This window comes from Microbacterium sp. GXF0217 (assembly GCF_054798195.1).
Genome location: NZ_JBSJZG010000004.1, coordinates 465,278 through 487,857 on the forward strand (window position 1 = coordinate 465,278; position 22,580 = coordinate 487,857).

The 22,580-nt window shown below is 69.4% G+C and carries 23 protein-coding genes; 19 read left to right on the forward strand and 4 right to left on the reverse strand.

The genetic code is table 11. From position 1 onward, the window contains the following. The first annotated feature begins 18 nt into the window (after nucleotides 1-18). The 16 genes from ACWAT3_RS11300 (at nucleotide 19) to ACWAT3_RS11375 (ending at nucleotide 16,511) form a co-directional block, all read left to right on the forward strand. Complete coding sequence (locus ACWAT3_RS11300) at nucleotides 19-1,413, forward strand: RDD family protein (protein ID WP_460798476.1); 1,395 nt, start codon at nucleotides 19-21, stop codon at nucleotides 1,411-1,413. Between the two features lie 52 nt (nucleotides 1,414-1,465). After that, nucleotides 1,466-5,983 carry an FtsK/SpoIIIE domain-containing protein gene (locus ACWAT3_RS11305; protein ID WP_460798477.1) on the forward strand — a complete coding sequence of 1,506 codons (4,518 nt, stop codon included), beginning with the start codon at nucleotides 1,466-1,468 and terminating at the stop codon, nucleotides 5,981-5,983. Nucleotides 5,984-6,101: 118 nt separating this feature from the next. Continuing rightward, nucleotides 6,102-6,395: a WXG100 family type VII secretion target gene (locus ACWAT3_RS11310; RefSeq protein ID WP_376178963.1), complete on the forward strand. Its 294-nt coding sequence runs from the start codon at nucleotides 6,102-6,104 to the stop codon at nucleotides 6,393-6,395. A gap of 97 nt (nucleotides 6,396-6,492) precedes the next feature. Continuing rightward, nucleotides 6,493-6,717, forward strand: a complete 225-nt coding sequence (locus ACWAT3_RS11315; protein ID WP_460798479.1) for a hypothetical protein — start codon at nucleotides 6,493-6,495, stop codon at nucleotides 6,715-6,717. Nucleotides 6,718-6,727: 10 nt separating this feature from the next. Continuing rightward, nucleotides 6,728-8,431, forward strand: a complete 1,704-nt coding sequence (locus ACWAT3_RS11320; RefSeq protein ID WP_460798480.1) for a periplasmic substrate-binding domain-containing protein — start codon at nucleotides 6,728-6,730, stop codon at nucleotides 8,429-8,431. Further along, a complete protein-coding gene (locus tag ACWAT3_RS11325; RefSeq protein ID WP_460798481.1) occupies nucleotides 8,428-8,859 on the forward strand; it encodes a DUF6630 family protein in 432 nt (143 codons plus the stop codon). Before ACWAT3_RS11320 ends, ACWAT3_RS11325 begins: the two co-directional genes overlap by 4 nt. Nucleotides 8,860-8,928: 69 nt before the next feature. Beyond that, nucleotides 8,929-9,633, forward strand: coding sequence for a WXG100-like domain-containing protein (locus ACWAT3_RS11330; protein WP_460798483.1), 705 nt, complete (start codon nucleotides 8,929-8,931; stop codon nucleotides 9,631-9,633). A gap of 2 nt (nucleotides 9,634-9,635) precedes the next feature. Next, entirely contained in the window at nucleotides 9,636-10,343 is a 708-nt protein-coding gene (locus ACWAT3_RS11335) for a hypothetical protein (RefSeq protein ID WP_460798484.1), read from the forward strand. Further along, complete coding sequence (locus ACWAT3_RS11340; protein WP_460798485.1) at nucleotides 10,340-11,521, forward strand: hypothetical protein; 1,182 nt, start codon at nucleotides 10,340-10,342, stop codon at nucleotides 11,519-11,521. The genes ACWAT3_RS11335 and ACWAT3_RS11340 overlap by 4 nt, the downstream gene beginning before the upstream one ends. Nucleotides 11,522-11,561: 40 nt before the next feature. Beyond that, the gene (locus ACWAT3_RS11345) at nucleotides 11,562-12,428 is read left to right on the forward strand and encodes a DUF1444 domain-containing protein (protein ID WP_460798486.1); all 867 of its coding nucleotides are present in this window, start codon (nucleotides 11,562-11,564) and stop codon (nucleotides 12,426-12,428) included. Between the two features lie 86 nt (nucleotides 12,429-12,514). Further along, nucleotides 12,515-13,216: a WXG100-like domain-containing protein gene (locus ACWAT3_RS11350; protein WP_460798589.1), complete on the forward strand. Its 702-nt coding sequence runs from the start codon at nucleotides 12,515-12,517 to the stop codon at nucleotides 13,214-13,216. 3 nt (nucleotides 13,217-13,219) lie between these two features. Beyond that, a complete protein-coding gene (locus ACWAT3_RS11355; protein ID WP_460798488.1) occupies nucleotides 13,220-13,858 on the forward strand; it encodes a hypothetical protein in 639 nt (212 codons plus the stop codon). A gap of 94 nt (nucleotides 13,859-13,952) precedes the next feature. Continuing rightward, entirely contained in the window at nucleotides 13,953-14,651 is a 699-nt protein-coding gene (locus ACWAT3_RS11360) for a hypothetical protein (protein ID WP_460798590.1), read from the forward strand. A gap of 2 nt (nucleotides 14,652-14,653) precedes the next feature. Continuing rightward, the gene (locus ACWAT3_RS11365; RefSeq protein WP_460798489.1) at nucleotides 14,654-15,295 is read left to right on the forward strand and encodes a DNA/RNA non-specific endonuclease; all 642 of its coding nucleotides are present in this window, start codon (nucleotides 14,654-14,656) and stop codon (nucleotides 15,293-15,295) included. Nucleotides 15,296-15,304: 9 nt separating this feature from the next. Then, complete coding sequence (locus ACWAT3_RS11370; protein ID WP_460798490.1) at nucleotides 15,305-15,685, forward strand: hypothetical protein; 381 nt, start codon at nucleotides 15,305-15,307, stop codon at nucleotides 15,683-15,685. A gap of 106 nt (nucleotides 15,686-15,791) precedes the next feature. Then, on the forward strand, nucleotides 15,792-16,511 hold the full coding sequence (locus tag ACWAT3_RS11375; RefSeq protein WP_460798592.1) for an FHA domain-containing protein: 720 nt from the start codon (nucleotides 15,792-15,794) through the stop codon (nucleotides 16,509-16,511). 22 nt (nucleotides 16,512-16,533) lie between these two features. On the opposite strand, the gene ACWAT3_RS11380 is transcribed toward ACWAT3_RS11375, so the two are convergent. Both ACWAT3_RS11380 and ACWAT3_RS11385 read right to left on the reverse strand, forming a co-directional pair. After that, entirely contained in the window at nucleotides 16,534-17,004 is a 471-nt protein-coding gene (locus ACWAT3_RS11380; protein WP_460798492.1) for a recombinase family protein, read from the reverse strand. 43 nt (nucleotides 17,005-17,047) lie between these two features. Next, nucleotides 17,048-18,037, reverse strand: a complete 990-nt coding sequence (locus ACWAT3_RS11385) for a malate dehydrogenase (RefSeq protein WP_460798494.1) — start codon at nucleotides 18,035-18,037, stop codon at nucleotides 17,048-17,050. A 35-nt stretch (nucleotides 18,038-18,072) separates the two neighbouring features. Here ACWAT3_RS11385 and ypfJ point away from each other — a divergent pair, with 35 nt between their 5' ends. Then, entirely contained in the window at nucleotides 18,073-18,960 is an 888-nt protein-coding gene (ypfJ, locus tag ACWAT3_RS11390; protein ID WP_460798495.1) for a KPN_02809 family neutral zinc metallopeptidase, read from the forward strand. 55 nt (nucleotides 18,961-19,015) lie between these two features. Then, complete coding sequence (pip, locus tag ACWAT3_RS11395; protein WP_460798497.1) at nucleotides 19,016-19,981, forward strand: prolyl aminopeptidase; 966 nt, start codon at nucleotides 19,016-19,018, stop codon at nucleotides 19,979-19,981. Between the two features lie 40 nt (nucleotides 19,982-20,021). Here the strand turns inward: pip and ACWAT3_RS11400 are convergent, their stop codons facing one another. Together ACWAT3_RS11400 and ACWAT3_RS11405 are read right to left on the reverse strand one after the other, a co-directional pair. Next, nucleotides 20,022-21,758 carry an aldehyde dehydrogenase family protein gene (locus ACWAT3_RS11400; RefSeq protein WP_460798498.1) on the reverse strand — a complete coding sequence of 579 codons (1,737 nt, stop codon included), beginning with the start codon at nucleotides 21,756-21,758 and terminating at the stop codon, nucleotides 20,022-20,024. Between the two features lie 65 nt (nucleotides 21,759-21,823). After that, nucleotides 21,824-22,090, reverse strand: a complete 267-nt coding sequence (locus ACWAT3_RS11405; protein WP_460798500.1) for a glutaredoxin family protein — start codon at nucleotides 22,088-22,090, stop codon at nucleotides 21,824-21,826. A gap of 81 nt (nucleotides 22,091-22,171) precedes the next feature. On the opposite strand from ACWAT3_RS11405, the gene ACWAT3_RS11410 reads away from it, so the two are divergent. Further along, the gene (locus ACWAT3_RS11410; RefSeq protein ID WP_460798502.1) at nucleotides 22,172-22,579 is read left to right on the forward strand and encodes an SIP domain-containing protein; all 408 of its coding nucleotides are present in this window, start codon (nucleotides 22,172-22,174) and stop codon (nucleotides 22,577-22,579) included. Nucleotide 22,580: the final 1 nt, after the last annotated feature.

Below are 22,580 nucleotides of genomic sequence, written 5' to 3' on the forward strand. Positions count from 1 at the left end.
GGGACGGTATCCGAAGGCATGATCTGGGAGATCGACGACAGCGGACCCGCGATCGAGGGGCTCGACTCCGTAGGGCGGCCCGATCCCGCGTACGCCGCGGCGCTCGGCCTGCTGCGCGCGCCGTTCGGTCGGCGCAGCCTCGCCCTGGTGTGCGACGTCGTCCTCTGGATGCTGCTGCAGCTGCCGATGTGGCTCGGAGCGGTGCCGCTGCTGCTGAAGCTCGCAACCGGCTCGATCTCGCCGTACGGCTTCCTGAATCATCCGAGCTTCCTCCTGGCGGTCGTGATGGCGAGCGTCTCGACCGTGCTGTCACTCGTCTTCCTGATCGTTCAGCTCGTGCTGCACGGGCGGCAGGGACGCACGATCGGCAAGGCGATCGCCGGCATCCGCAGCGTCAACGTGCGCACGCTCGAACGCCCGGGCGTCGGGGCGGTGCTGCTGCGTTTCCTGATCTTCAGCGCCTCGGGGATCGTCCCGGTGCTGGGGCCTGCGCTGCTGCTGAGCACGCCGACGTTCGACCCGGAGGGCCGCGGACGCGGATGGCACGACAAAGCCACCGGCGTCTGGCTGGTGGACGCGCGTCGCGGGCTGAACCCCTACGACGAGAAGCGCATGCGCGTCGCACGCAAGATGGTCAAGGCGGAGCCGACGAAGGGCCGCACGACCCTGCCCTCGCTGGCGACGCACGCGGCGGCGGATGCCCGGTCCGCCTACCGTCCGGGCAACCGGATCAGCGCCGGCGTGCTCGGCGTCGCCCGACCGTACGCGGCGAACGAGCGCCCGGAGGTCGGCCTCGCGCCGGCGTCGTCCGAGTCCGTGCAGATCGAGACGGGCAAGCCGGTGCTCGGCGGCTACCGCGGCGAGCCGGCGTCCGCGCCGGCGCCGCTGCTCCCGCAGACCGGGATGCCGTCGTCCTCGCCGCGTCCCCCGTCGACGCCCGCGCCCGCGCCCGCACCCGCACCGCAGGCTGCGCCGCAGTCGGCCACGGGCGCCCCACCTGCACCGGCTGCGCAACCCGCCGCCCCCGCGGCCCAGCCCGCCCAGCCCGCCCCTGAGTCGCCGTCCGCTCCCGCGCACCGCATGCCCGCGGCGCGCTTCGGGCTGCGGCTCGACACCGGCGAGAGCATCCTGGTGTCCGAGCCGGTCCTGCTCGGACGCAACCCGGACGCGGCAGGGCATCCGGGCGCCCGACCGATCGCGCTGGCGGACGACAGCCGTTCCTTGTCCAAGACGCACCTGCTGGTGCGTCCCGTCGACGGCGGGCTCGAGATCGTCGACTGCCGCTCGACCAACGGATCCGGGCTCGTCAGAGCCGGTGTCGAGTACGCCGTCGCCGCCGGCATCCCGGTCCTGACGACGGATGGCGACGTGATCCGGCTCGGCGACCGTGTCGCGTCCGTCGTACGGGTGTGACCGTGAGCGAACAGATGTGCGCTGGCGAGCCCAGCGGGATTGAGGAATACGCATGAGGCTCAAGCTGACGCTGCACCGCCCGACCGGTGGTGACCCCGTCGACATCGTGATCACGACCGACTCCACCGCGACGGCCGGCGATGTCGCCCGCCACGTCGCGGCCGCCGACCCGGCGCGCTCGACCCCGGTCGCCGACGGCGACGTGCTCACGCTGGCCGTCGCTCCTCCGACGGGTGAGCGGCTGGTCCCGCTGCAGCCCGACGTCCCGATCGGCGAGGCCGCAGTCGGCTCCGGCTTCGCGGCATCCATCCTCAACTACGGGCCCGACTTCGCCGGCGCGAATCGGCGCGAGAGCGCCGGCGTCCTCGTGGCGACGGCCGGAGCGCTCGCCGGCCAGGAGTTCCCGATCAGCACCGGACACGTGTTCCTCGGCCGTGACGTCGACAACGACGTCGTGCTGGCCGATCCGATGGTGTCCAAGCGGCACGCGCGTCTCGAGGTCGGTACGCACATCGAGGTCGTCGACCTGAACTCGGCGAACGGGGTGCTGGTCGACGGCGTCGCCGTGCAGCGCGTGCGCGTCGAAGAGGGCGAGCCCTTCGTGATCGGCGGCACCACGCTCGTGCTCCGCCTCGCGCGATCGTTCGACGGATCGACGACCGAGGATCCGATCATCGAACGCGGCGGCGGCCTGCTGTTCAACCGCAGCCCTCGCGTCGAGGTGCGCTACCCCGGGACCCTGTTCAAGCCGCCGCGGCTGCCCACCGAGAAGATCGGCAAGATGTTCCCGTGGCCGATCCTCGTCGCGCCGATCCTCATGGGCGTGGCGCTGTACACCATGACGGAGAACCCCCGCACGCTGCTCATGATCGTCATGACGCCGCTGATGGCGCTGGGCAACATCATCAACCAGTCGGTGCAGAGTAAGAAGAGCACCAACCACGAGTTCCTGCTCTTCGAGCGGCAGCACGAGCAGCTCGAGGAGGACTTCTTCCGCGGCAAGCCCGAAGAGGAGCTGGCGCGCAACGCCGAAGCGCCGCCCGTGGCCGAGGTCTTCGATCACGCCATGAGGCTCGGCCCGCTGCTGTGGACCAGACGTCCGGAGCACTGGAACTTCCTGGGCCTGCGGCTCGGCGCGAGCCGGCTGCCCGCACGCAACCGGATCGACGACGCGGATGCCCCGGAGGGCCTGCCCGAGTTCATCGACCGCATCGACCGGCTGCGGGACCGCTACGCCTTCGTGGACGACGTGCCGGTGTACGACGCGCTTGCCGACGCCGGTTCGATCGGCATCGCCGGACCGCAGGCGCCAGTCGCCGACACCATGCGCGGGATCGCGGTGCAGCTGTTCGGTCTGCACGCCCCGAACGACGTCGTCGCCGTCGCCTTCGCCGACTCCGCCTGGACGCCGGAGCTGGACTGGCTGAAGTGGATGCCGCACACCTCCAGCGAGCGCAGCCCGTTTCGTGACGTCGCTCTCGCCGACTCGGCGCCCACCGGCGCGGCGCTGCTGAGCACGCTCGAGGAGTACGTCGCTCGTGCCGCCGCGGCCGAGGGCGTGGGCGAACCGCGCGGCCCGTTCAAGGAGGACTGGAACCCGATCCTGTACGGCACGGACGTGTCGCGCGCGGCCGGCGAGCACAAGAGCACGCCGACGGTGTCCGTCATCGTGTTCGTGACGAGCGACGCCCCGGTCGATCGAGGGCGCCTGACCGACGTGCTCGAGCGCGGCGCGGATCACGGCGTGCACGCGGTGTTCGTCTCGCCCACCGTCGAATCGCTGCCCGCGGTGTGCCGCAGCTACATCGACGTCACCACCGGGCTCGAGGATGCCGCCGTCGGGCTCGTCCGCAACGGCGAGAACTTCGAGCACGTCCGCGTGGAGGGCGTGTCGAACGCCTACATGCACATGCTCGCGCGACGCCTCGCGCCGGTGGTCGATGCGAGCACGGTCGTGCACGACTCGTCCGACATCCCGACCGCGGTCATGTTCCTGCAGCTCGTGGATCCGGCGATCGCCGAGGACCCGCGCGTCGTGATCGAGCGCTGGCGGCAGAACAACACGATCCTGGACCGCTCGGCGAATCCGCGCCCGCGCATGAAGAAGTCTGGGACGCTGCGCGCGATCATCGGACAGGGACCGAGCGACGCGATGGCACTCGATCTGCGCACGCACGGACCGCACGCGCTCGTGGGCGGCACCACGGGTGCCGGCAAGTCGGAGTTCCTGCAGGCCTGGGTGCTCGGCATGGCCGCAGCGCACAGCCCCGACCGCGTCACGTTCCTGTTCGTCGACTACAAGGGCGGGTCCGCGTTCGCGGACTGCGTCGAGCTGCCGCACTGCGTCGGACTCGTCACCGACCTCAGTCCGCACCTGGTGCGGCGTGCGCTGACGAGCCTGCGGGCCGAGCTGCAGCACCGCGAGCACCTGCTCAACCGCAAGAAGGCCAAGGACCTCCTCGAGCTCGAGAAGCGCCAGGACCCGGAGACCCCTCCCGCCCTCGTGCTCGTGATCGACGAGTTCGCGGCGCTGGCATCCGAGATGCCGGACTTCGTCGACGGCGTGGTGGACATCGCCCAGCGCGGACGCTCGCTCGGCATCCACCTCATCATGGCGACCCAGCGCCCGGCCGGCGTCATCAAGGACAACCTGCGGGCGAACACCAACCTGCGCATCGCGCTGCGCATGGCCGACGAGTCCGATTCGCGCGATGTCGTGGACGACCCGATCGCGGCGAGCTTCTCGCCAGCGCTGCCCGGCCGTGCGATCGCGAAGACCGGCCCTGGGCGCCTGGTCCCGTTCCAGTCCGCCTACGCGGGCGGGTGGACGACCGAGGACGACGCGGCCGTCGCAGAGGTGCGGGTCGCCGAGCTCCGCTTCGGCGCGACCAGCGAGTGGGAGGCCGACGGCCTCGCCGAGTCCGACGTGCACGAGGAGGATCTCGGCCCGAACGACCAGAAGCGCATCGTCTCGACGCTGATCAAGGCCAGCGCCGCCGCCGGGCTGCCCCGTCCGCGGCGCCCCTGGCTCGACGACCTGTCGCCGCTCGTCGACCTGAGCGATCTGCCCAACGAGGGCGACACGCGCATCCCGATCGCGCTCGTCGACGTCCCGGAGAAGCAGCTGCAGCAGCCCGCGGTGTTCTCGCCGGACCGCGACGGCTCGCTGGTGATCTACGGCACCTCCGGGTCGGGCAAGTCGACGCTGCTCAAGACGATCGGCACCGCCGCAGGCATGCGGCCGGACAAGGGCAGGGTGCAGGTGTACTGCCTCGACTTCGCCTCCGGAGCGCTGTCCGCGCTGTCCGCGCTTCCGCACGTCGGCTCGGTGGTGGACGGAGCGGATGCCGAACGCATCCAGCGCCTGTTCCGCACGCTCGATCGTGAGATGGACCGCCGCTCCGCCGCCTTCGCCTCGGCCAGCGCGGGCTCCGTCCAGGAGTACCGAGAGCTCGCCGACGCGAACATGCCGCGCATCGTGCTGCTCATCGACAACTATCCCGAGTTCAAGAAGGACTGGGAGATGGCGCCGGGACGCGGGCCGTTCTACCGGATCTTCATGCGGATCCTCGGTGAGGGCCGCACCCTCGGCCTGCACGTGGTCATGACCGCTGACCGCGGCAACGCGGTGCCGAGCGCCGTGGCGTCGAACATCTCGCGCCGCGTCGTGCTGCGCATGGGCGACCCCAGCCAGTACATGCTGCTCGGCGTGCCGCGCGACGTGCTCGACGAGCAGTCGGCGCCCGGGCGTGCGGTCATCGACGGACACGAGGCGCAGATCGCCGTGCTCGGCGGCACCTCGAACGCCGTCGAGCAGACGAAGGCGCTCGCCGCCCTCGGCGATCGCCTGCGCGAGGCCGGCGTGCGGGACCTGCCCGAGATCGGTGCGCTTCCGACCATGGTCCCGGTGGCGGACATGCCCGCCCAGGTCGACCGGATGCCGGTGTTCGGCGTCGCGGACGACACGCTCGCCCCTCGTGGCTTCGAGCCGATCGGATCGTTCGTGGTGTCCGGACCCCCGGCATCCGGCAAGACGAACGCGCTCAAGGCGCTCGTCGTCGCGATGGAGCGCTTCGATCCGAACGTGCAGCTGTATCACTTCGGCAGCCGGAGGGCCGAGCTCAAGGACTTCCGCCCCTGGGTGCGCAGCGCCACGAAGGCCGAGGACGAGAAGGAGCTCGCGGCCGAGCTCGCGGAGCTGGTCGTGAGCGACGCGCAGCGGCAGCGGATCATGATCGTGATCGAGGACATCCCGCACCTCGCGGACGGGCCGGCTGATCGGCCGATGCGCGCGCTGCTGCAGGCGATGAACAACAGCGACCACCTGCTCGTCGGCGAAGCCGAGATCACCAGAGCCAGCGGCAGCATCGGTGTACTGGGCGAATGGAAGAGCGGACGTCAGGGCATCGTGCTGAAGCCGGACACATACGACGGCGAGTCGATCTTCAAGTCGCCGTTCGGCCGCGTCAAGCGGAGCGACTTCCCCGTTGGCCGCGGAATCTTCGTGCAGGCGGGCCGCGCGGTCACCATGCAGATGCCGTTCGTCGCGGACACGACGCCCCGCAGCTGACGGCATGGGGAGAACTCCCATGGGTAGTTCTCCCCGTATGCCCCTCGGCGTTCATTGGCTAACCTCGACGTAAGAGGCCGCAGGGCCTGAAGACGACGAACGCTGGGAGGCGGTTCTCATGGCCGGACATGATTTCGGGGCAACATACAGCGAGATGGAGAGCGCGGCTTCGCGCCTCCGCGACGGCCGCAGCACCGTCACCGACACGCTGAAGGAGCTGCAGGCGGTCATCGACGACCTCGTGCAGGACGGGTTCAAGACCGAGAACGCGTCCGACGCGTACTCGACCGCGTACAACGAGCTGACCTCGTCGCTGGACGACGCCGCCGAGGCCGTCAACGACATGGCCGACGCGCTCGACCGCATGGCGGACTCGATCCGCGACAAGGACGCGGAGCTCGCCGGCGGCTGAGCCGCACCGCTGTCAGGGAGGTCGTGGCGACTGTTCGGGGGGACAGGCGCCACGACCTTTCGCATAGAATCACCAAGACGAGCGGAGGAGAGCGCTGATGAGCGGTTCGCAGCCCTACTGGTACAACCTGAGCACTCAGACCGTCGTGCGCGCCGACGAGCGCCCGTCGGAGGACACCCTCGGGCCGTTCGGCTCGGCGCAGGAGGCCGAGGAGTCTCCCGCCGTTCTGCTGGAGCACGCGCGTGCGTGGCTGGAGAGCGAAGAGAGCGAGCCGTACCGCGAGATGGCCGCCGAAGCCGACGACGGCACCGACTACGCGTGACGGCGAGGTCATGAGGGCGCATCGCCGGATCGCGGCATCCCTCATCGTGCTGCTCGCGGCAGGTCTCGCCGCCTGCGCGCCCGCGCTGCCGGCGACCGTGGTGCCCGGATCAGCGATCACGGTGGGCTGGGCCGGCGAGGTCACGTCGACCAACGCGGCGGCTGCTCCGACATCCGGGAACGTCGACGTCGCCGAGATGATCCGCGCCGGCTTCGGCGACGTGGTCGACGGCGAGTTCGTCCCCGATGAGAGCTTCGGCACGGCGAGCATCGTCAGCGACGACCCGTTCACGGTCCGCTACGACCTCGCGGAGCCCGCCTGGTCGGACGGCATCCCGCTCGACGCCGCCGATCTGCTGCTCGGCTGGGCCGGAGCATCCGGGTACTTCCCGACGCAGCCGGAGGATGCCGAGGCTCCCGTCGAGCCGCAGCTCGCCGAGGAGACGCCTGCCGTCGACGAGTTCGCCCGCGCGATCGACGTGACCTTCCCGCAGCCGGACATCGACTGGCAGCAGGCGGTCCCTGTGCCCGTCCCCGCGCACGTCGTCGGCCAGCGCGCGTTCGGCATCGACGACGCAATGGAGGCGAAGCAGGCGGTCATCGAGGCGATCGAGGACGCCGACACCGCAGCGCTGGAGAAGATCGCCGAGGTGTGGAACACCGGCTTCGCCTTCACGGATCCGTCCGACATCCCCGTCGATCTGCTGATCTCGAGCGGCCCGTTCACGATCGACGAGATCGTCAACGAGGACACGGGGCAGAGCGTGACGCTCGTACCCAACGCGGCCTATCGCGGCGCGATCACGCCGCAGATCGCCCGGATCGACCTCGTGCCGCCGGGGGACGACCCGGTGGGAGCGATCGGTCAGGTGCTCGACGTCGCGCAGGTCGCGCCCACCTCGTCCAACAGGGCCCCGATCCACGAGCTCGAGCGCAAGGACTTCACGGTCACCACGAACCACGACGGCACGCTCTGGAGCGTGCTGCTGAAGCCCGCCGGCGTCTTCGCCGAGGAGCGGGCGAGGATCGCTTTCATCCACGCGGTGCCGGTGCGCCCGATGGTCGATCGGGGGGCAGGGGAGTGGGCGTCGGCCTACACCGCGAGCACCGCGATGGTCGCGGCCCCCGGCTCGCGCGCGTACGACATCCTCAACGAGGATTCCGGGTTCGCAGAGCTGCTCGGCGACCCCGGAGACGATCCGGCGCAGCAGCGCCAGTTCGCCGGCGTCCCCGATGGCGCAGCCGTCTGCGTGCTGTACGACCGGCGCAGCGAGTTCGCGACCGGCGCGTTCGCGGCGATGCGGGAGAGCGCGGCGGAGTCGGGCTGGAACGCGATCGACTGCGGCAGCGACGACTACAGCGCGGCGCTCGCTCAGGGGCGATGGGATGCCGTGATCGCGCGGGTCCCGATCCCGCGGACGCCGGAGCAGATCGCCGTGCAGTGGGGAAGCGGCGGCTCGGCATCCCTCACCGGCAGTGCGGATGCGGATCGGGATGCCCTGATCACCGAGCTCGCGCAGACCACCGATGTCTACGAGGCGAGAGAAGTGCTCGCGCGCATCGAGGCCTCGATCGTCCGCGCGGCTGTCGCGCTGCCGATTGCGGTGAATCCGAGGATCACGATCGTCGACAAGGATGTGACCGGCATCGCGCCGCGCAACGGCGCTGCGGCACCGCTGACCTATGGCGCCGTGCAGTGGGCGGTCGTCCCGTGAGTGGCACAGTGCGGGACTGGGCCCGGCTGTGCCGGCTGCTCGACGACGACCCTGAGCTGCTCGCCGCGGTGGCGGATGCCGCGGACGAGCCCGACGGCGACCCGTGGCTCGCCGTCATCGACGGCCTGGACGACGCCGGAGCGCTCGCCTACCTGGACACGCAGGACCTCGGGTCCGAACTCGTGGATGCGCTGGCCGGCCTGCCGCGGGTGTTCCGCACGTCCGTCGACCTCGGGTCGGTCGCCGACATCGATGAGCTGCCGGCGGCGATCGCCGCCGCCGATCGGCTGCTCGCGCCGCACGACCTGCGCATCGTGTACCTCGAGGAGGATTCGGACGCGTTCCCTCTCGTCGTCGTGAAGCCCGGGGATGCCGTGGCCATCGTCGAGCTGGCCGCCCGACTCGGGCACGAGGCGCGCGTCTTCTGACCATGGGCTGTTCTCCCCATCGCGGCCGTCCAGCCACTGGCCGTAGAGTTCTCGAGGAGGTTGCGCCGTATGGGAATGATGTTGCCGAATGAGCTCATCTGGGTGATGGAGAAGCTCGGGTTCGAGTGGCCGGACATCGATGAGGACGAACTGCGTCGTGGCGGTGAGATCGTCCGCCTGTTCCGCGATGAGCTGGAGATGAAGATCCAGGTCATGGACAGGAAGGTCAACGGCGACCTCGCTGCCGCGATGCGCGGCCAGGCCGGCCCGGCGTACGTGAGCGCGTGGAACACGAACAGGTCCCAGAACCTGCAGAGCCTGCTGGACCTGCTCGGCCCGGTGCCGACAGGAGTCGACATCGCTGCGGGGGCGGTGCTCGCCATGAAGCTCAAGGTCATCGCGGACGTGACGACCACCATGATCACGCTGGTGGCGATGCTGACGAACCCGATCACCGCCGCCGGTGCGGGGCCGATGCTGATCATCAAGAAGAAGCTGCTGAACGCGGCAGTGGACATCGCCGTCGAGCAGGTGCTCAACCAGGTGCTTCCCATGGTGATCGAGCCGCTCGCCGAGCAGCTTCCCGGCGTGATCATGGCAGCTCTGGATTCGCCGGTGGTCGAGGCCGTCGCCGGTGATCCCGACGAGTTCTACGCGGACCTCCAGGCGCTCGAGCAGGCGGAGGGCGACATGGAGCAGCACGCGGCAGACGTCGAGAGCCTCACCGACCGCCTCATGGCGGATCTGGCAGGCCTGAACCTCGGAGGGGACTGAAGATGGGTATGGGACCGGTCGTTCGATCGCTGAAGGACTCGATGGACGGTGTGCCGGTGCACGTGCGGCAACTGGCGGAGATGTTCCGCAAGCACGGTTCGGCGCACAAGCGGAACACGAGCGAGGTGCAGAACCTCGACTCCGCCGATGTGACGCACCCCCTCCAGACGGCATGGCGCAACGACACCGACATCACTCCCGACAGCATCGTCGATACGCCCAAGGGGAGCAGGCCCGACCCGCAGGACTACCTGACGGGCGACTACATCGCACAACACAAGGAGCTCTTCAGTGAGGGCGGGGTTCGGTTCTACACGAACAAGAATCTCGACCGCTACGGGCCAGGGAACGCGGGGACCACGTTCGTGTTCCCGAAGTCCGAGGTCGATCGCATCATCGCCGAGGCGGAGACGCCGCAGCAGCTCGGCGTCATGCTCGGGCTCGGCGAGAACTTCTTCGTCGACGCGGACAACGTCCCCGTCGCTGTGACGCGGGCGGACTTCACCCTCGGAGAACTGCAGGCGGGCGGCTATGGCCTTCCCTCGGGCAACGAGGGCGGCGCGCACGAGGTGTACTGGATTCCTGGCGGCTACCTGCCCGACGGCATACCCGAAGTCGTGTTCACCACCCACCCGGGTGCAACGGCGGCCGACCCTTCGGCAGGCGGGAACTGGGGCCAATGGGATAACGCGTTCAGGTTCGGGTCGTGAGCGAGGGCGTCTCGCAGGTGTACCGCTATCCCAAGCACTTCGAGTACTACCGGCTGGAGGCATTCGGCGATCAGCCGGAGGACGAGGCCTATTACGACGTCGACATCGCGACGCGGCTCTACGATGAAGGACGCGGGATCTTCGTCATCCCTGCAGGCGAGCCGCCGTCGTGGGCCCTTTCCGTCTCTGCGGGCAGCCATCGGTTCTCGCTGACGTTCTACAACGAGCACAAGACGCCTCTTCGTCAGGTGACGTGGGAGCGGCAGGCCGACGGCGGGTTGTTCTGCCGCGAGACCATCGATCTGTTCTACCCGGACGGGGACCCCGGCGGCCGGGTGCCGTTCATCCGTCTGGTGACGGTGACGCAGGAGTTCTCGACGGATGGCGTGCTCGTGGTGACCGTGTCGTCTCCGGTTGCTGACGATGACGTCCGTGAGGTCACCGGCGTGCCGATCGCGGATATGCAGTCGCCCGTGCCGTCGTTCGGCGGCTGGGGCACGATCGTCGCCGCGTCGGCACCTGCGGACGTGGACAGGTTCGGTCCGGGGTCCGTCCAGGCGGCGCTTGCCCACGCGGACCGCTGCGCGGCGCAGGGCAACCGCTCGGAACCGGATCGATCGCCGGCTGACGGATGGCGGATCCCGCTCGCGGATCGGGGCGTGATGAAGGCCATCGATGCGATTCTCGACAGCAGTCAGGTTCAGGCCGGCATCCCGGTGATCGCACGCGGGCAGGCGCAGGTGCTGCCGCTGGTGCTGCAGCGCACCCCTGTCGCGCGGGGGCGGGACCCGCGTGAGGAGCAGCGGCGGATGCGGATCTTCGCCGACGGCATCCGATCCGAGTGCGAGCACGAACAGGGCCAGCAGATCGCCGTCGACCTGGAACGCCAGGGCAGCGATTCCGTCGCCTCCTACGCACGGGCACTGCGGGATGCCGGTGCCACCCGCGCTGTGTGGTGGGTGTTCAGGTCGACCTTCGGCGTCGTCCTGGTCTGGACCGGGGACGAGACCGTCGGGAACCTGACGTTGTCCCTGCACGTCGTCCCCGCGAGCTGGGTGTGGGAACGGCGGTCCGAGGCGGAGATCTCGGGCATCGATGTCGCCTGGACCGCGGACGACCTCGCCCGCGCGCTCGATCACGCGCGGCACCGCGGCGTTCGGGAACCGGACGACCGTTGAGAAGTAGCCTGGCAGAGCACAAGACGGAAGGTCGGGGATCGTGACGAGCGCGTTCGGGAATGTCGAGGCGAGCGGTACCGCTCGCGTGTACGGGGCGAGCGAGCTCGGGGTGCTGTCGATCACAGCGCCCGGCGAAGCGCATCCGCGCGTGGAGTACATCGGCGGCGAGGTGTTCGTCGGCCTGACGGCGACCGCCACCGGCGCTGCGGTCACCCAGGGCGAGGCGCAGGCGTGGTCTCGTCCGTTCGGCGACGCCGTCACCGCGGCGATCGCCTCGGCGGGCACGATTCCGGATGCCGTCGACGGCGTGGTCCTCGTCGCCGACGAGTCGCTGGCGGCCGCCGTGCTGGTGGACCCCGCGCGGTTGACCGCGGTGCCGTTGGACGGCGACCCTGTGGTGTTCGTGCTGTCGCGTGACCGGTTGGCGATCGTCGGAGCGGACGATGAGGCGGCCGTCGGACGCGTGCTGGATCTGGCCGAGGCGCTGTTCGAGGCGGAAGGACCGCTGGTGTCTGCGCATCCGATCGTCCTGACCGCGGACGGCTGGGCGCCGTTCGACTGGTTCGAGAGGTTCCCCGCCCTGGAGATGCGCATCGAGCGCGTGCTGCGGCTGTTCAGCGTGCGCGCGTACGAGGCGCAGACCGCGGCGCTGCAGCGGCCTGACGTGCGCTACATCGATCCGAAGATCCGGGTCCTCGAGAACGGGGCGACGACGACGTTCGCCGCGTGGCCGAAGGGCACGGCGTCCCTGCTTCCCGTGGTCGACAACGTGATCGTCGCCGACCCGTCCGGTGCGCTCAGCGTCGCCACCATGGATCAGTTCCTCGACGCGGGCGGCGACGCGATCATCCGCACCGGCCTGTCGCCGGCGCGATACTTCGTGCCGGGCGAGCCGCCGCGCGGCTGAGCCGCGGCGCGTCCATGGGCTGATCTCCCCATCGCGCCCTCGACGGGTCCTGGCTAGCGTCGAACCCGGAGGTGAACGCCGTGGGAATGATGCTGCCGAACGAACTCATCTGGATCATGGACAAGATGGGTCTGGAGTGGCCCGACATCGATGAGGATGAGGTGCAGAAGGCCGCCGTGCTCGTGCGGGGCTACCGCGACGACATGGAGACGCTCGTCCAGACCGCGGATCGTCGCATCAACGGCGACATCGCCGCGGCGATGCGGGGGCAGACCGGCGCGGCGCATGTGACGGCGTGGAACCGCACCCGCTCCGAGAACGTGCAGCAGCTTCTCGACGTGCTGGGGCCCGCGGCCGTCGGCATCGACATCGCCGCCGAGATCGTGCTCGCGTTGAAGGTCAAGGTGATCGCCGAGGTCACGCTCACTCTCGTCCAGCTGGTCCCGCTGCTCGCCGCTGGTCCTTTCGGCGCCGGCGGCGCAGCGCTGCTGATCCTGGCGCGCAAGAAGCTCTTCTCGATGCTCATGGAGGCGACGCTGGAGAAGGTCATCGGCGAAGTGCTGCCGCTCGCGGTCGAACCGCTCGTGGATCAGGTCCCCGGCCTCGCGATGGCGCTGCTGGACTCCCCGGTGGTCGAGGACAACATCGGAGACGTCGGCGAGCTCTTCGCCGATCTCGAGGCGCTGGATCAGGCCGCGGACGACATGGACGCGCACGCCGCGGACGTCGAGGACCTCACCGACCGGCTCCTGGCCGACCTCGCCAACCTGCAGATCTCGGGGGACTGACCCATGTCGATGAAGAAGGTCATGCGCGACATCATGGATGCCGTGGACGGCGCCGGTCACGAGTTCAAGAAGGGCTTCTCCGGCGCGTTCCGCAAGCGCGGCGGCAAGCACAGGGCGGACGCGGACGCCATCCGCGGCGTCGATCGCCGGGGAGCCGACCAGGTGCCGAAGCACCGGGCGGACGCACCGACGTCGCACGCCAAGAAGTACGACATGCTCGAGGACGTCACCCGCGGACGGGAGTACCAGCTGTCGGGCAAGACGCCACGGCATCGCGACCCGGACTACGACCCGGCGCGCGATCTCGGAGGGGCCGTCGGCCAGGCCGTCCGGGAGACTCCGGGGGACATCTGGGACGAGGTCAAGGGCATTCCCAAGAAGGCCGGGAAGCAGGCGGTCGAGGAGCTCTACGAGGATGCGATCGGGCAGGACGACCCGGACAAGTACGGCAGGACCGGCCAGGGGGATTCGCGGTTCCTCGCCCCGGCGAGCGAGACCGCCGTGCTGGAGGGCATGAGCAACGCCGAGATCGCCGCTCGGTTCGGGCTCGACGCGGGTTCGCTCGACGACGCGACCGTGAAGGTCACGCCGATACCGGGTTCCCGCTTCGTGAGCATCGAGATCGACGTCCCCGGCGAGTGAAGAACTGCATCCGGCGCGGGACATGGGGAGTCCTGCCCATGGTGTTGCCGTCATTACCTCCGTATCGTCATCGCAAGGGGGTGCGATCGTGGGAATGATGTTGCCGGACGAGCTGATCTGGGTGATGGAGAAGCTCGGCTTCGAGTGGCCAGATGTGGATGAGGACGAGCTGCGCCGAGGAGCGGAGATCGTACGGGTCTTCCGCGACGAACTCGAGCAGAAGCTCCTGGTCATGGATCGCAAGGTCAACGGCGATCTCGCGGCCGCGATGCGCGGGCAGGCCGGCCCGTCCTACGTCGCCGCGTGGAACGCGAATCGCTCTCAGAACCTCGACAGGCTCCTGGAGCTGCTCGGCCCGGTCCCGACAGGGATGGACGTCGGCGCCGATGTCGTCCTCGGGCTGAAGATCAAGGTGATCGCGGATGTGACGACGACCATGATCACGCTGGTCGGCATGCTGACGAACCCGATCACGGCCCTGGGAGCCGGTCCGATGCTGCTGCTCAAGAAGAAGCTGCTGAACGTCGCGGTCGACATCGCCATCGAGCAGGCGCTCGAGCAGATCCTCCCGATGGTGATCACCCCGCTCGCCGAGGAGATCCCCGGCGCCATCATGGCGGCGCTGGATGCTCCGATCGTCGAAGCGGTCGTCGGAGACGCTGACGAGTTCTACGCCGACCTGCAGGCGCTCGAGCAGGCGGAAGGCGAGATGGAGATGCACGCCAGCGATGTCGAGTCGCTGACGGATCGATTGTTCGCCGACCTCGGCGGCCTGAACCTGACGGGAGACTGATCATGGCCAAAGTGGGTGACGCGATCATCCGTCCGATGAAGGACTCCCTCGACGGGCTGCCCGTCCATGTCCGCCAGCTCGCCGACATGTTCCGCGGGCACGGCAAGCGCCAGACGCGCAACCGGAACGGCACGAACGACGTCGACCGGTTCGATGACGGTGTGGTCACCACCCGAGGCGGCAATTCGAAGGCGACGCACTTCGCCGACAACGGTCGCCCGATCTCCGAACGCGGAACGATCACCGAGGACTTCGGTGGCGGCGATCGCGGCGACAATGCGACGGACGTCGGCAATCTCGGTCACAGCACCGATGACGGCGGGCATCTCGGCGCGCATCGTTTCTACGGCGACACACCGGATGAGGGGATCGCCCCGCAGGCGTCGAACCTCAACCGCGGCCCGTGGAAGACCATGGAGAACGAATGGGCGGACTGGGTGAACAAGGGCTACGAGGTCAACTACGACATCGGAGTCCACCCGCCCGGTGCCGTGCGTCCGGACAAGTTCGAGGTCGAGTACACGGTCACCAACCCGAACACGGGTGAAGTGGTACGCGACCACGCGCACGTGTTCCGGAACGACCACGAGCAGAGCTTCCCGCGCATCCCCAACCGGGACATCCCGCAAGCACCGAACGAATAGGATCGACTCATGTCAGTGGAACCCGTTGTCGGCCTCGTCCGCTCCCTCGTTGAGAACATGCGAAGAGTCGGTGATGACTGGACGTCGTTCGCCATGGTCCTGGAGTTCGGTGGCGGCGAGCTGAGCGGCTCCTACGGCTACGTGTACTCGGCCGAGGGTGCACCGTCCGCAACATCGGCGCGACCGACGCGCATCGAGCCGGCGGTCACCGCGTACCTCGAGTCGTATTTCCAGCCTGATGATGCGCTTCCGGTGAAGATCCTGATTCAGTTCGATCGCGCCACCGGGAACTACGAGGTCACGTTCGAGGACACCGATGTCACTCGCTGGCAGGTCACGCCCTCGAACATCGATGCGATCCGCGAGGAACTGCGCCCCCGGTTCACCTGAACACGGCCCCGTGGCAGGATAGGTGCCGAGGGGGCCTCACGTGACTGAAACGACACCTGCGCCGGAGACCGATCAGGTCGACCGGGTGGCGGACGATCGGCAGCCGGTGCCGTTGCGTCTGGAGTTCGCCGGCGAATGGCACGACATCCCGGCGGACCGCTCCTTCATCATCGGTCGCGACGGCGACCTCGACATCGACGACAACCCGTATCTGCATCGGCACTTTCTCGAACTCCAGTACCGCCACGGGCTGTGGTGGCTCGCGAACATCGGGGTACGCCTGGCGGCCACTGTCTCGAGTGCGGGTGGTGCCGTTCAGTCCTGGCTGTCGCCAGGGGCGCGGATGCCGCTCGTCTTCGAACGCAGCGTGATCGTGTTCACCGCAGGACCCGTGACCTACGAACTCAACCTGCACACCGAGCAGGCTCCCTACGAGGTGTCACGTCAGGTCGAGGCGTCCATGAGCGGCGAGACGACGGTCATGCCCGCCCACTTCACCCCGCTGCAGAAGCAGCTCATCCTCTCGCTCGCCGAGCCGATGCTGCGACGGGAGGGGGTCAGCATGAACGAGCTCCCCTCGTCGAGCGCGGCGGCCAAGCGCCTCGGCTGGACCATCAGCAAGTTCAACCGCAAGCTCGACAACGTGTGCGACAAGCTCGATCGGATGGGTGTGCAGGGGCTGCGCGGCGGCCCGGGCAAGCTGGCGTCCAACCGCCGAGCACGCCTGGTCGAATACGCCGTCACGAGTCAGGTCGTCACGCGTGCCGACCTGCCCCTGCTGGACGACGAGACCCTCCGCGACCAGCCCGACCCGGACGGGGACTGACCCCGACGGGACTGACCGGCGATCAGCGCATCGCGTCGGCGAGGTGCCGGGAATCCTGACTCAGCACCTTCACCATGATGCCGCGCTGGCGCAGCTCGGCGACCGTGCGGGTCTCTTCGTCCCGGTCGCGACCGAGCGCGTGCACGTTCGCGACGACGAGGACGTCGCCCTTGTTCAGCGTCGAGATGAAGCGGGCGAGCCGGTCGCTCCAGGTCTCCAGGATCTCCGGAGCCGGATGCCGGAATCCCTCGATCGGGACACCGAAGCGGGTCAGCTCTTCGCGCTGGGTCACCACGGACGGCATGCCGTCGCGGGCCACGACCAGTCCGACCAGGCGTGATCCGCTCGGACGCGCGTGCCACCAGTCGTGGTTCTGCTGCAGCTCGGTGAAGCACTTCGGGCACTCGGCCGCCGCGTGCGGCAGATGCACCGGACTCGTCAGTGTGCCGCCGATGTGCATGGCACCCGTCGTCAGGTCTGTCGTCTCGCGCATCGGTGCACCTCCGCGTCCCATTCTGCCCTGCTCGCGGGCGTCGTCACACCAATCCGAGGGCGCGGACCGCCTCCCGCTCGTCGGCGAGCTCCGCGACGGATGCCGAGATGCGCGCCTGCGCCCAGGCATCCGGTTCCAGACCTTCCACGATCTGCCATGCGCCGTCGACGGAGCGCACGGGGAACGAGCAGATCAGACCCTCGGGGACCCCGTACTCGCCGTGCGAGACGACTCCGGCGCTGGTCCAGTCGTCGGTGCCGTGCACCCAGTCCCGCACGTGGTCGATCGCGGCGTTCGCCGCGGAGGCCACCGACGACGAACCGCGCACCTCGATGATCTCTGCTCCGCGTTTCGCGACCCGCGGGATGAACGTCGATTCCAGCCACGCGGTCACGTCGCCGACGCGTTCGGCCAGGGCATCGGATGCCGGGCGGCCGTCCACGGTGGCGTGCGAGACATCCGGGAACTGAGTGGCCGAGTGGTTGCCCCAGATCGGCACCCGGCGGACGGACGCGACCGGCGCATCGAGCGCGAGAGCGAGCTGCGCTCGCGCGCGGTTCTCGTCGAGCCGGGTCAGAGCGCTGAATCGCTCCGCCGGTACGCCGTCTGCGGATGCCGCGGCGATCAGCGCATTCGTGTTCGCCGGGTTGCCGACCACGGTGACGCGCACGCCGGGCGCCGCGTTCTCGGCGATGGCCGCGCCTTGCGGGCCGAAGATGCCGCCGTTCGCCGCGAGCAGGTCGCCGCGCTCCATTCCAGGCCCGCGCGGACGCGCCCCCACCAGGAGGGCGAGGTCGGAGCCCGCGAAGGCGGTGGCCGCGGCATCCGTGACCTCGACATCCTCGAGGAGTCCGAACGCGCCGTCCTGCAGCTCGAGGGCCGCGCCCTCGGCGGACTTCAGCCCCTGCGGGATCTCGAGCAGCCGCAGCCGCACCTTCTCGTCCGGGCCGAGCAGATCTCCGGCGGCGATGCGGAACAGCAGGGCGTAGCCGATCTGTCCGCCAGCGCCCGTGATGGTGATCGTGGTGGTCATGCCCCGAGACTACGCCGCGCGCTACCCTCGGTTCCATGACGTTCAACCCCGATGCGGACATCTCCGGTCACCGCACCAGGCGCCGCGGCCGCACGGCGGCGATCGCCGGCGGCGGAGCGGTGGGCCTCGGCGCGATCGCCGTGCTCGTGGTCAGCCTGCTCTCCGGTGGCGAGATCGACCTCTCCCCGTTCCTGGGCGGCGGAACGGGGGATCAGGGCTCGTCCTCGTCGGAGGGGACGCTCGACGAATGCGACACGGGGGCGGATGCCAACGCCAAGGTCGAATGTCGCATCGCCGGATCGCAGGTGGCGCTCGACGAGTACTGGGCAGAGCACGTGAACGGGTACACCGAGCCGGGCATGATCGTCGTGGACGGCCAGACCTCCACGGCGTGCGGCACGGCATCCAACGCGGTCGGGCCCTTCTACTGCCCCGCCGATGCCACGGTCTACATCGACCCGACCTTCTTCGACGTCATGCAGCAGCAGTTCGGCGCCTCGGCGGGCGACCTGGCCCAGTTGTACATCATCGGGCACGAGTGGGGTCACCACATCCAGAACATCACCGGGGTCATGGCGGAGTACCCGAACAACGGCACAGGTCCCGCGAGCAACGGCGTGCGCACCGAGCTGCAGGCGGACTGCTACGCCGGCGCATGGATCGGGGAGATGACGCAGGCGACCGACGCCGACGGCGACCCGTACCTGCAGGCCCCGACCGAGACGCAGCTGGAGGACGCGCTCAACGCCGCGCTCGTGGTCGGCGACGATCACATCCAGGAGATGTCGGGCTTCTCGAACCCCGAGTCGTTCACGCACGGGTCCAGTGCGCAGCGCCAGTTCTGGTTCGCGAACGGCTACCAGAACGGCCTCGGCGTCTGCGACACGTTCGCCGTGCCGGACAGCCAGCTCGAAGCCGGGTGATCCACGCGGTAGCGTGAATCGACGTCGTACGCACGAGACCCGGGGGGCGAAGACGATGAACCTGGAGGCGCTGTATCCGCCCATCGAGCCGCACGACAGCGGCGTGCTGCTGGTCGGCGACGGTCAGCGCGTCGCGTGGGAGGTCAGCGGCAACCCGGAGGGCAAGCCCGTCGTCTTCCTGCACGGCGGACCCGGCGGCGGCACTGCGGCATGGCACCGCCGGTTCTTCGACCCGGAGAAATACCGCATCGTGCTGTTCGACCAGCGCGGCTGCGGGCGCAGCACGCCGCACGCGAGCACTCCCGGCGTCGACATGCGGTTCAACACGACCGCGCATCTCATCGCCGACATCGAGCTGCTGCGCAGGAACCTGGGCATCGACCGGTGGCAGGTGTTCGGCGGATCGTGGGGCAGTGCGCTCGCGCTCGCGTATGCGCAGAAGCATCCGGATGCCGTGACCGAGCTGATCCTCCGCGGAATCTTCACGCTGCGTCGCGCCGAGCTCGAATGGTTCTACGAGGGCGGGGCTGCCGCGCTCTTCCCCGACTTCTGGGAGGCCTACCTCGCGCCGATCCCCGTGCTCGAACGCAATCGGATGATCGAGGCCTATCACCGCAGGCTCACCGACCCAGACCCGGCGGTGCACGTTCCGGCCGCCGTCGCCTGGAGCACGTGGGAGGCGTCGACCATCACGCTGCACCCGGATGCCGACACGGTCGATCGCATGACGGAGCCGGATGCCGCGGTCGCGTTCGCCCGGATCGAGAACCACTTCTTCGTGAACCGGGGGTGGTTCGCCGAAGGGCAGCTGATCGGTGGCGTCGACGCCATCCGGCACATCCCCGCCGTCATCGTGCAGGGGCGCTACGACGTGTGCACGCCGATGATGACCGCGTGGGACCTGCACAGGGCGTGGCCCGAGGCGGAGTTCGTGATCGTCGAGGATGCCGGGCACGCGGCATCCGAACCGGGGATCCAGCGCGCGCTCCGCGACGCGACGGATCTCTTCGCCGACGACTGACGGGGTGCTCGGCCGTCTTCGCTCCGCGGGCGGCCGTGGATCAGGCGCGCAGCGCCGCGAGGAGAGTCTTCGCGAGGACCGCGATGGATCCGGTCGCGCGGAAGCGCGTCAGGCCCTCGGAGACCTGGGCGCCGGTACGGGACGTGACGAACCACGGCGGCTTCGGCAGGATCGTGAAGCGTCCGCCTCCGTTCGCTCCGGGCAGTGACCGCGGGAACGGGCGGAACGGGCCGCGGACGATCGAGCGCTCCACGCGGTCGAGCAGCAGCGCGTTATGGACGACGCCGATGCCGCTGCCGACGTCCTGGATGGTGCCGCCGGGGAAGGCGCCCCAGGTCAGAGTGGGGGTGATGAATCCGAACGCGGTCCACGCGTTCACGGCGATCGAGCCGTAGCGCAGTGCCGTGAGGGCGCGCTCGAAACCGGCGCCGAGGGCGCGCTCGGCCGCCGGGTCGATGAGCAGATTCGCGCCGAGCGTGCCCTGCATCTTCTCGTTCGCGTGCTGCACCGCTGCATCCAGGAAGTCCTGACCGCTGCCGGGCAGGTCGACGACGCCGAGCACCGGGGCGAAGTACTCCGTCGTCTCGAGCGCTTCTGCATCGTCGGTGTCGCCGATCTCGACGAGCACCCGGTCGCCGAGGGCGAGGGCGTTCGGGTAGTCGGTGCCGGCCTGCGCCATGCGGGCGTCCGCGCCGGGGTACCAGACGGGCCGCTCCGGGGCCTTGGCATACGCGTGGCGCAGGGCGATGAGGAACTGCTCGCGCTGCGCCCAATCGCGCGACAGGATCACGACCTGGCCGGCGATGCAGTTGTGCCCGCTGTTCTGCAGGCGCATGGTCGCGATGTGCTCGGCGTGGAACGCGAGATCGGCATCCGTCCATTCGCCGGGCACGACGATGATGGGCGAGACGCCGCCGAGCTCGGCCGTGATGGGCTTCTTCAGGAGCGGGCGGTTCTCGCGGCGGCGGCGCCTGCCCGCGGCATCGGTGCCCCAGACGATCGCGTCGAACGTCGCGGCCGAGCCGGTGATGTGGACGTGCTCGAGGCTCTCGTGCGCCGTGAGGTAGCGGCCGACGTCAGGGCCTCCGCGTACGATCCGCAGGAAGCCCGGTTCGATGAGCGGTGCCAGCGCGTGCTCGAAGACCGGCACGAGCGGGTCCTGCGTCGGGTTCACTTTGAGCAGCGAGACGCGGTTATGAGCGAGGAGTTCGTACAGCACGTCCAGCACGGGGATGGACGAGACGTTGCCCGCGCCGAGCACGAGTCCGACGCCGCCGGTCTCGTGCGGGGCGCGCTGCCCGAGTCCAGCGCCCGCGCGGACCTGTCGCGGAGTGACGCCAGGCTCGAGCCAGACCTCGCCGGTGAATCCGGAGAGCAGCAGCCTGTCGGTGCCGGTCAGCGGGAACGCGTGGACGCGCGTGCGTCCGCCGGGGGCGCGGTCGATGCGCACGCCCTCGAGCGGGTTGCGTCCGTCGGCGATGCGCGAGAGCGTCTCGATGCAGGCATCCAGAGCGCCGAGCGTGCTGTACGGGCCGCTCAGCCATTCCTCGCCGCGCAGCGGGTGCCCGCCGGGGAGCCCTTTGGAGTCGGCTGCCGTGTTCGCCCACTCGTCGGCGGATGCCGCGACGGAGGCGCGCAGGGCGCGCAGGAGCGTGACGCGCTGCGCGACGGACAGATGCGACCAGGTGCGCGCGCCGTCGGCGAGCTCGGTGATCGTGGAATCCAGCTCGGTGCGCTCGTCTTCATCGAGCGCGTGAGCGGTCGTCGTCGAAGCCATCGTCGCCTCCCCTGTCGCGTGTTCTCAGCCTAGGGGCCGGGTGTCCAGCGCGTCTGCGACCGCGGTCAGATCAGCGCGAGTTCGCGCAGCTTGGACTCGACGTCCGCGTTCGATGGCTCGACGTGGTGCGAAGCATCCGGGTAGACGACGACGGGGATGTTCGTGCGGCCGGAGATCTCCTTGGCGACGTCGGCCGCAGACGGGTCGGCGACGAGATCGACGTACGTGTAGGCGATGCCGAGTTCGTCGAGCTGCTTCTTGGTGCGGATGCAGTCGCGGCACCAGTCGGCGCCGAACAGGGTGATCGAATCAGCTTCGGGAGAGGTGGTCATGAATCCAGGATATGACGCCGTCGCTGGGCGAGGGCCGACACGCTCTTGCGAAGTTAGGTAACCCTTACCTAGAGTCGAGGGGTGACTTCTGCATGCGAGCATCTGGACGACCCCGACTGGGAGAACCTCGAGGGCGCCGTGCTGATCGCGGGGGACGTCCACGACGTCGCAGGGATCCGCGGCATCTGCGCGCGGCTGCCGTGGGACGCGCACGGCGTCGTCATGATCGAGGCGGTCGCGCGGGTGCAGCAGCGGCACATCGACGTTCCGGAGGGGGTCTCGGTGCGCTGGCTGCTGCGCGGTGAGGACCTCACGTCGCGCACGCGCGGCGAGCGGCTCGCCGCCGCTGTGCACGCCTGGTGCGTGGAGTGGACGTGCAGCGACGAGCCGGCGGCGGGGTGGACGCTCTGGCTCGGGCCGCACACGCCGCCCCGGGTCGCGCAGATGGCACGCAGCCTGCTCGATGTGAGCGGCCCGCCGGAGGGGTGAG

Bases quoted from the DNA above. Each gene is read 5' to 3' on its own strand.
- ACWAT3_RS11300 (WP_460798476.1), top strand. From the start codon at position 19: ATGATCTGGGAGATCGACGACAGCGGACCCGCGATCGAGGGGCTCGAC.
- ACWAT3_RS11305 (WP_460798477.1), top strand. From the start codon at position 1,466: ATGAGGCTCAAGCTGACGCTGCACCGCCCGACCGGTGGTGACCCCGTC.
- ACWAT3_RS11310 (WP_376178963.1), top strand. From the start codon at position 6,102: ATGGCCGGACATGATTTCGGGGCAACATACAGCGAGATGGAGAGCGCG.
- ACWAT3_RS11315 (WP_460798479.1), top strand. From the start codon at position 6,493: ATGAGCGGTTCGCAGCCCTACTGGTACAACCTGAGCACTCAGACCGTC.
- ACWAT3_RS11320 (WP_460798480.1), top strand. From the start codon at position 6,728: ATGAGGGCGCATCGCCGGATCGCGGCATCCCTCATCGTGCTGCTCGCG.
- ACWAT3_RS11330 (WP_460798483.1), top strand. From the start codon at position 8,929: ATGGGAATGATGTTGCCGAATGAGCTCATCTGGGTGATGGAGAAGCTC.
- ACWAT3_RS11335 (WP_460798484.1), top strand. From the start codon at position 9,636: ATGGGTATGGGACCGGTCGTTCGATCGCTGAAGGACTCGATGGACGGT.
- ACWAT3_RS11350 (WP_460798589.1), top strand. From the start codon at position 12,515: ATGATGCTGCCGAACGAACTCATCTGGATCATGGACAAGATGGGTCTG.
- ACWAT3_RS11355 (WP_460798488.1), top strand. From the start codon at position 13,220: ATGTCGATGAAGAAGGTCATGCGCGACATCATGGATGCCGTGGACGGC.
- ACWAT3_RS11360 (WP_460798590.1), top strand. From the start codon at position 13,953: ATGATGTTGCCGGACGAGCTGATCTGGGTGATGGAGAAGCTCGGCTTC.
- ACWAT3_RS11365 (WP_460798489.1), top strand. From the start codon at position 14,654: ATGGCCAAAGTGGGTGACGCGATCATCCGTCCGATGAAGGACTCCCTC.
- ACWAT3_RS11370 (WP_460798490.1), top strand. From the start codon at position 15,305: ATGTCAGTGGAACCCGTTGTCGGCCTCGTCCGCTCCCTCGTTGAGAAC.
- ACWAT3_RS11380 (WP_460798492.1), bottom strand. From the start codon at position 17,004: ATGCGCGAGACGACAGACCTGACGACGGGTGCCATGCACATCGGCGGC.
- ACWAT3_RS11385 (WP_460798494.1), bottom strand. From the start codon at position 18,037: ATGACCACCACGATCACCATCACGGGCGCTGGCGGACAGATCGGCTAC.
- ypfJ (WP_460798495.1), top strand. From the start codon at position 18,073: ATGACGTTCAACCCCGATGCGGACATCTCCGGTCACCGCACCAGGCGC.
- pip (WP_460798497.1), top strand. From the start codon at position 19,016: ATGAACCTGGAGGCGCTGTATCCGCCCATCGAGCCGCACGACAGCGGC.
- ACWAT3_RS11400 (WP_460798498.1), bottom strand. From the start codon at position 21,758: ATGGCTTCGACGACGACCGCTCACGCGCTCGATGAAGACGAGCGCACC.
- ACWAT3_RS11405 (WP_460798500.1), bottom strand. From the start codon at position 22,090: ATGACCACCTCTCCCGAAGCTGATTCGATCACCCTGTTCGGCGCCGAC.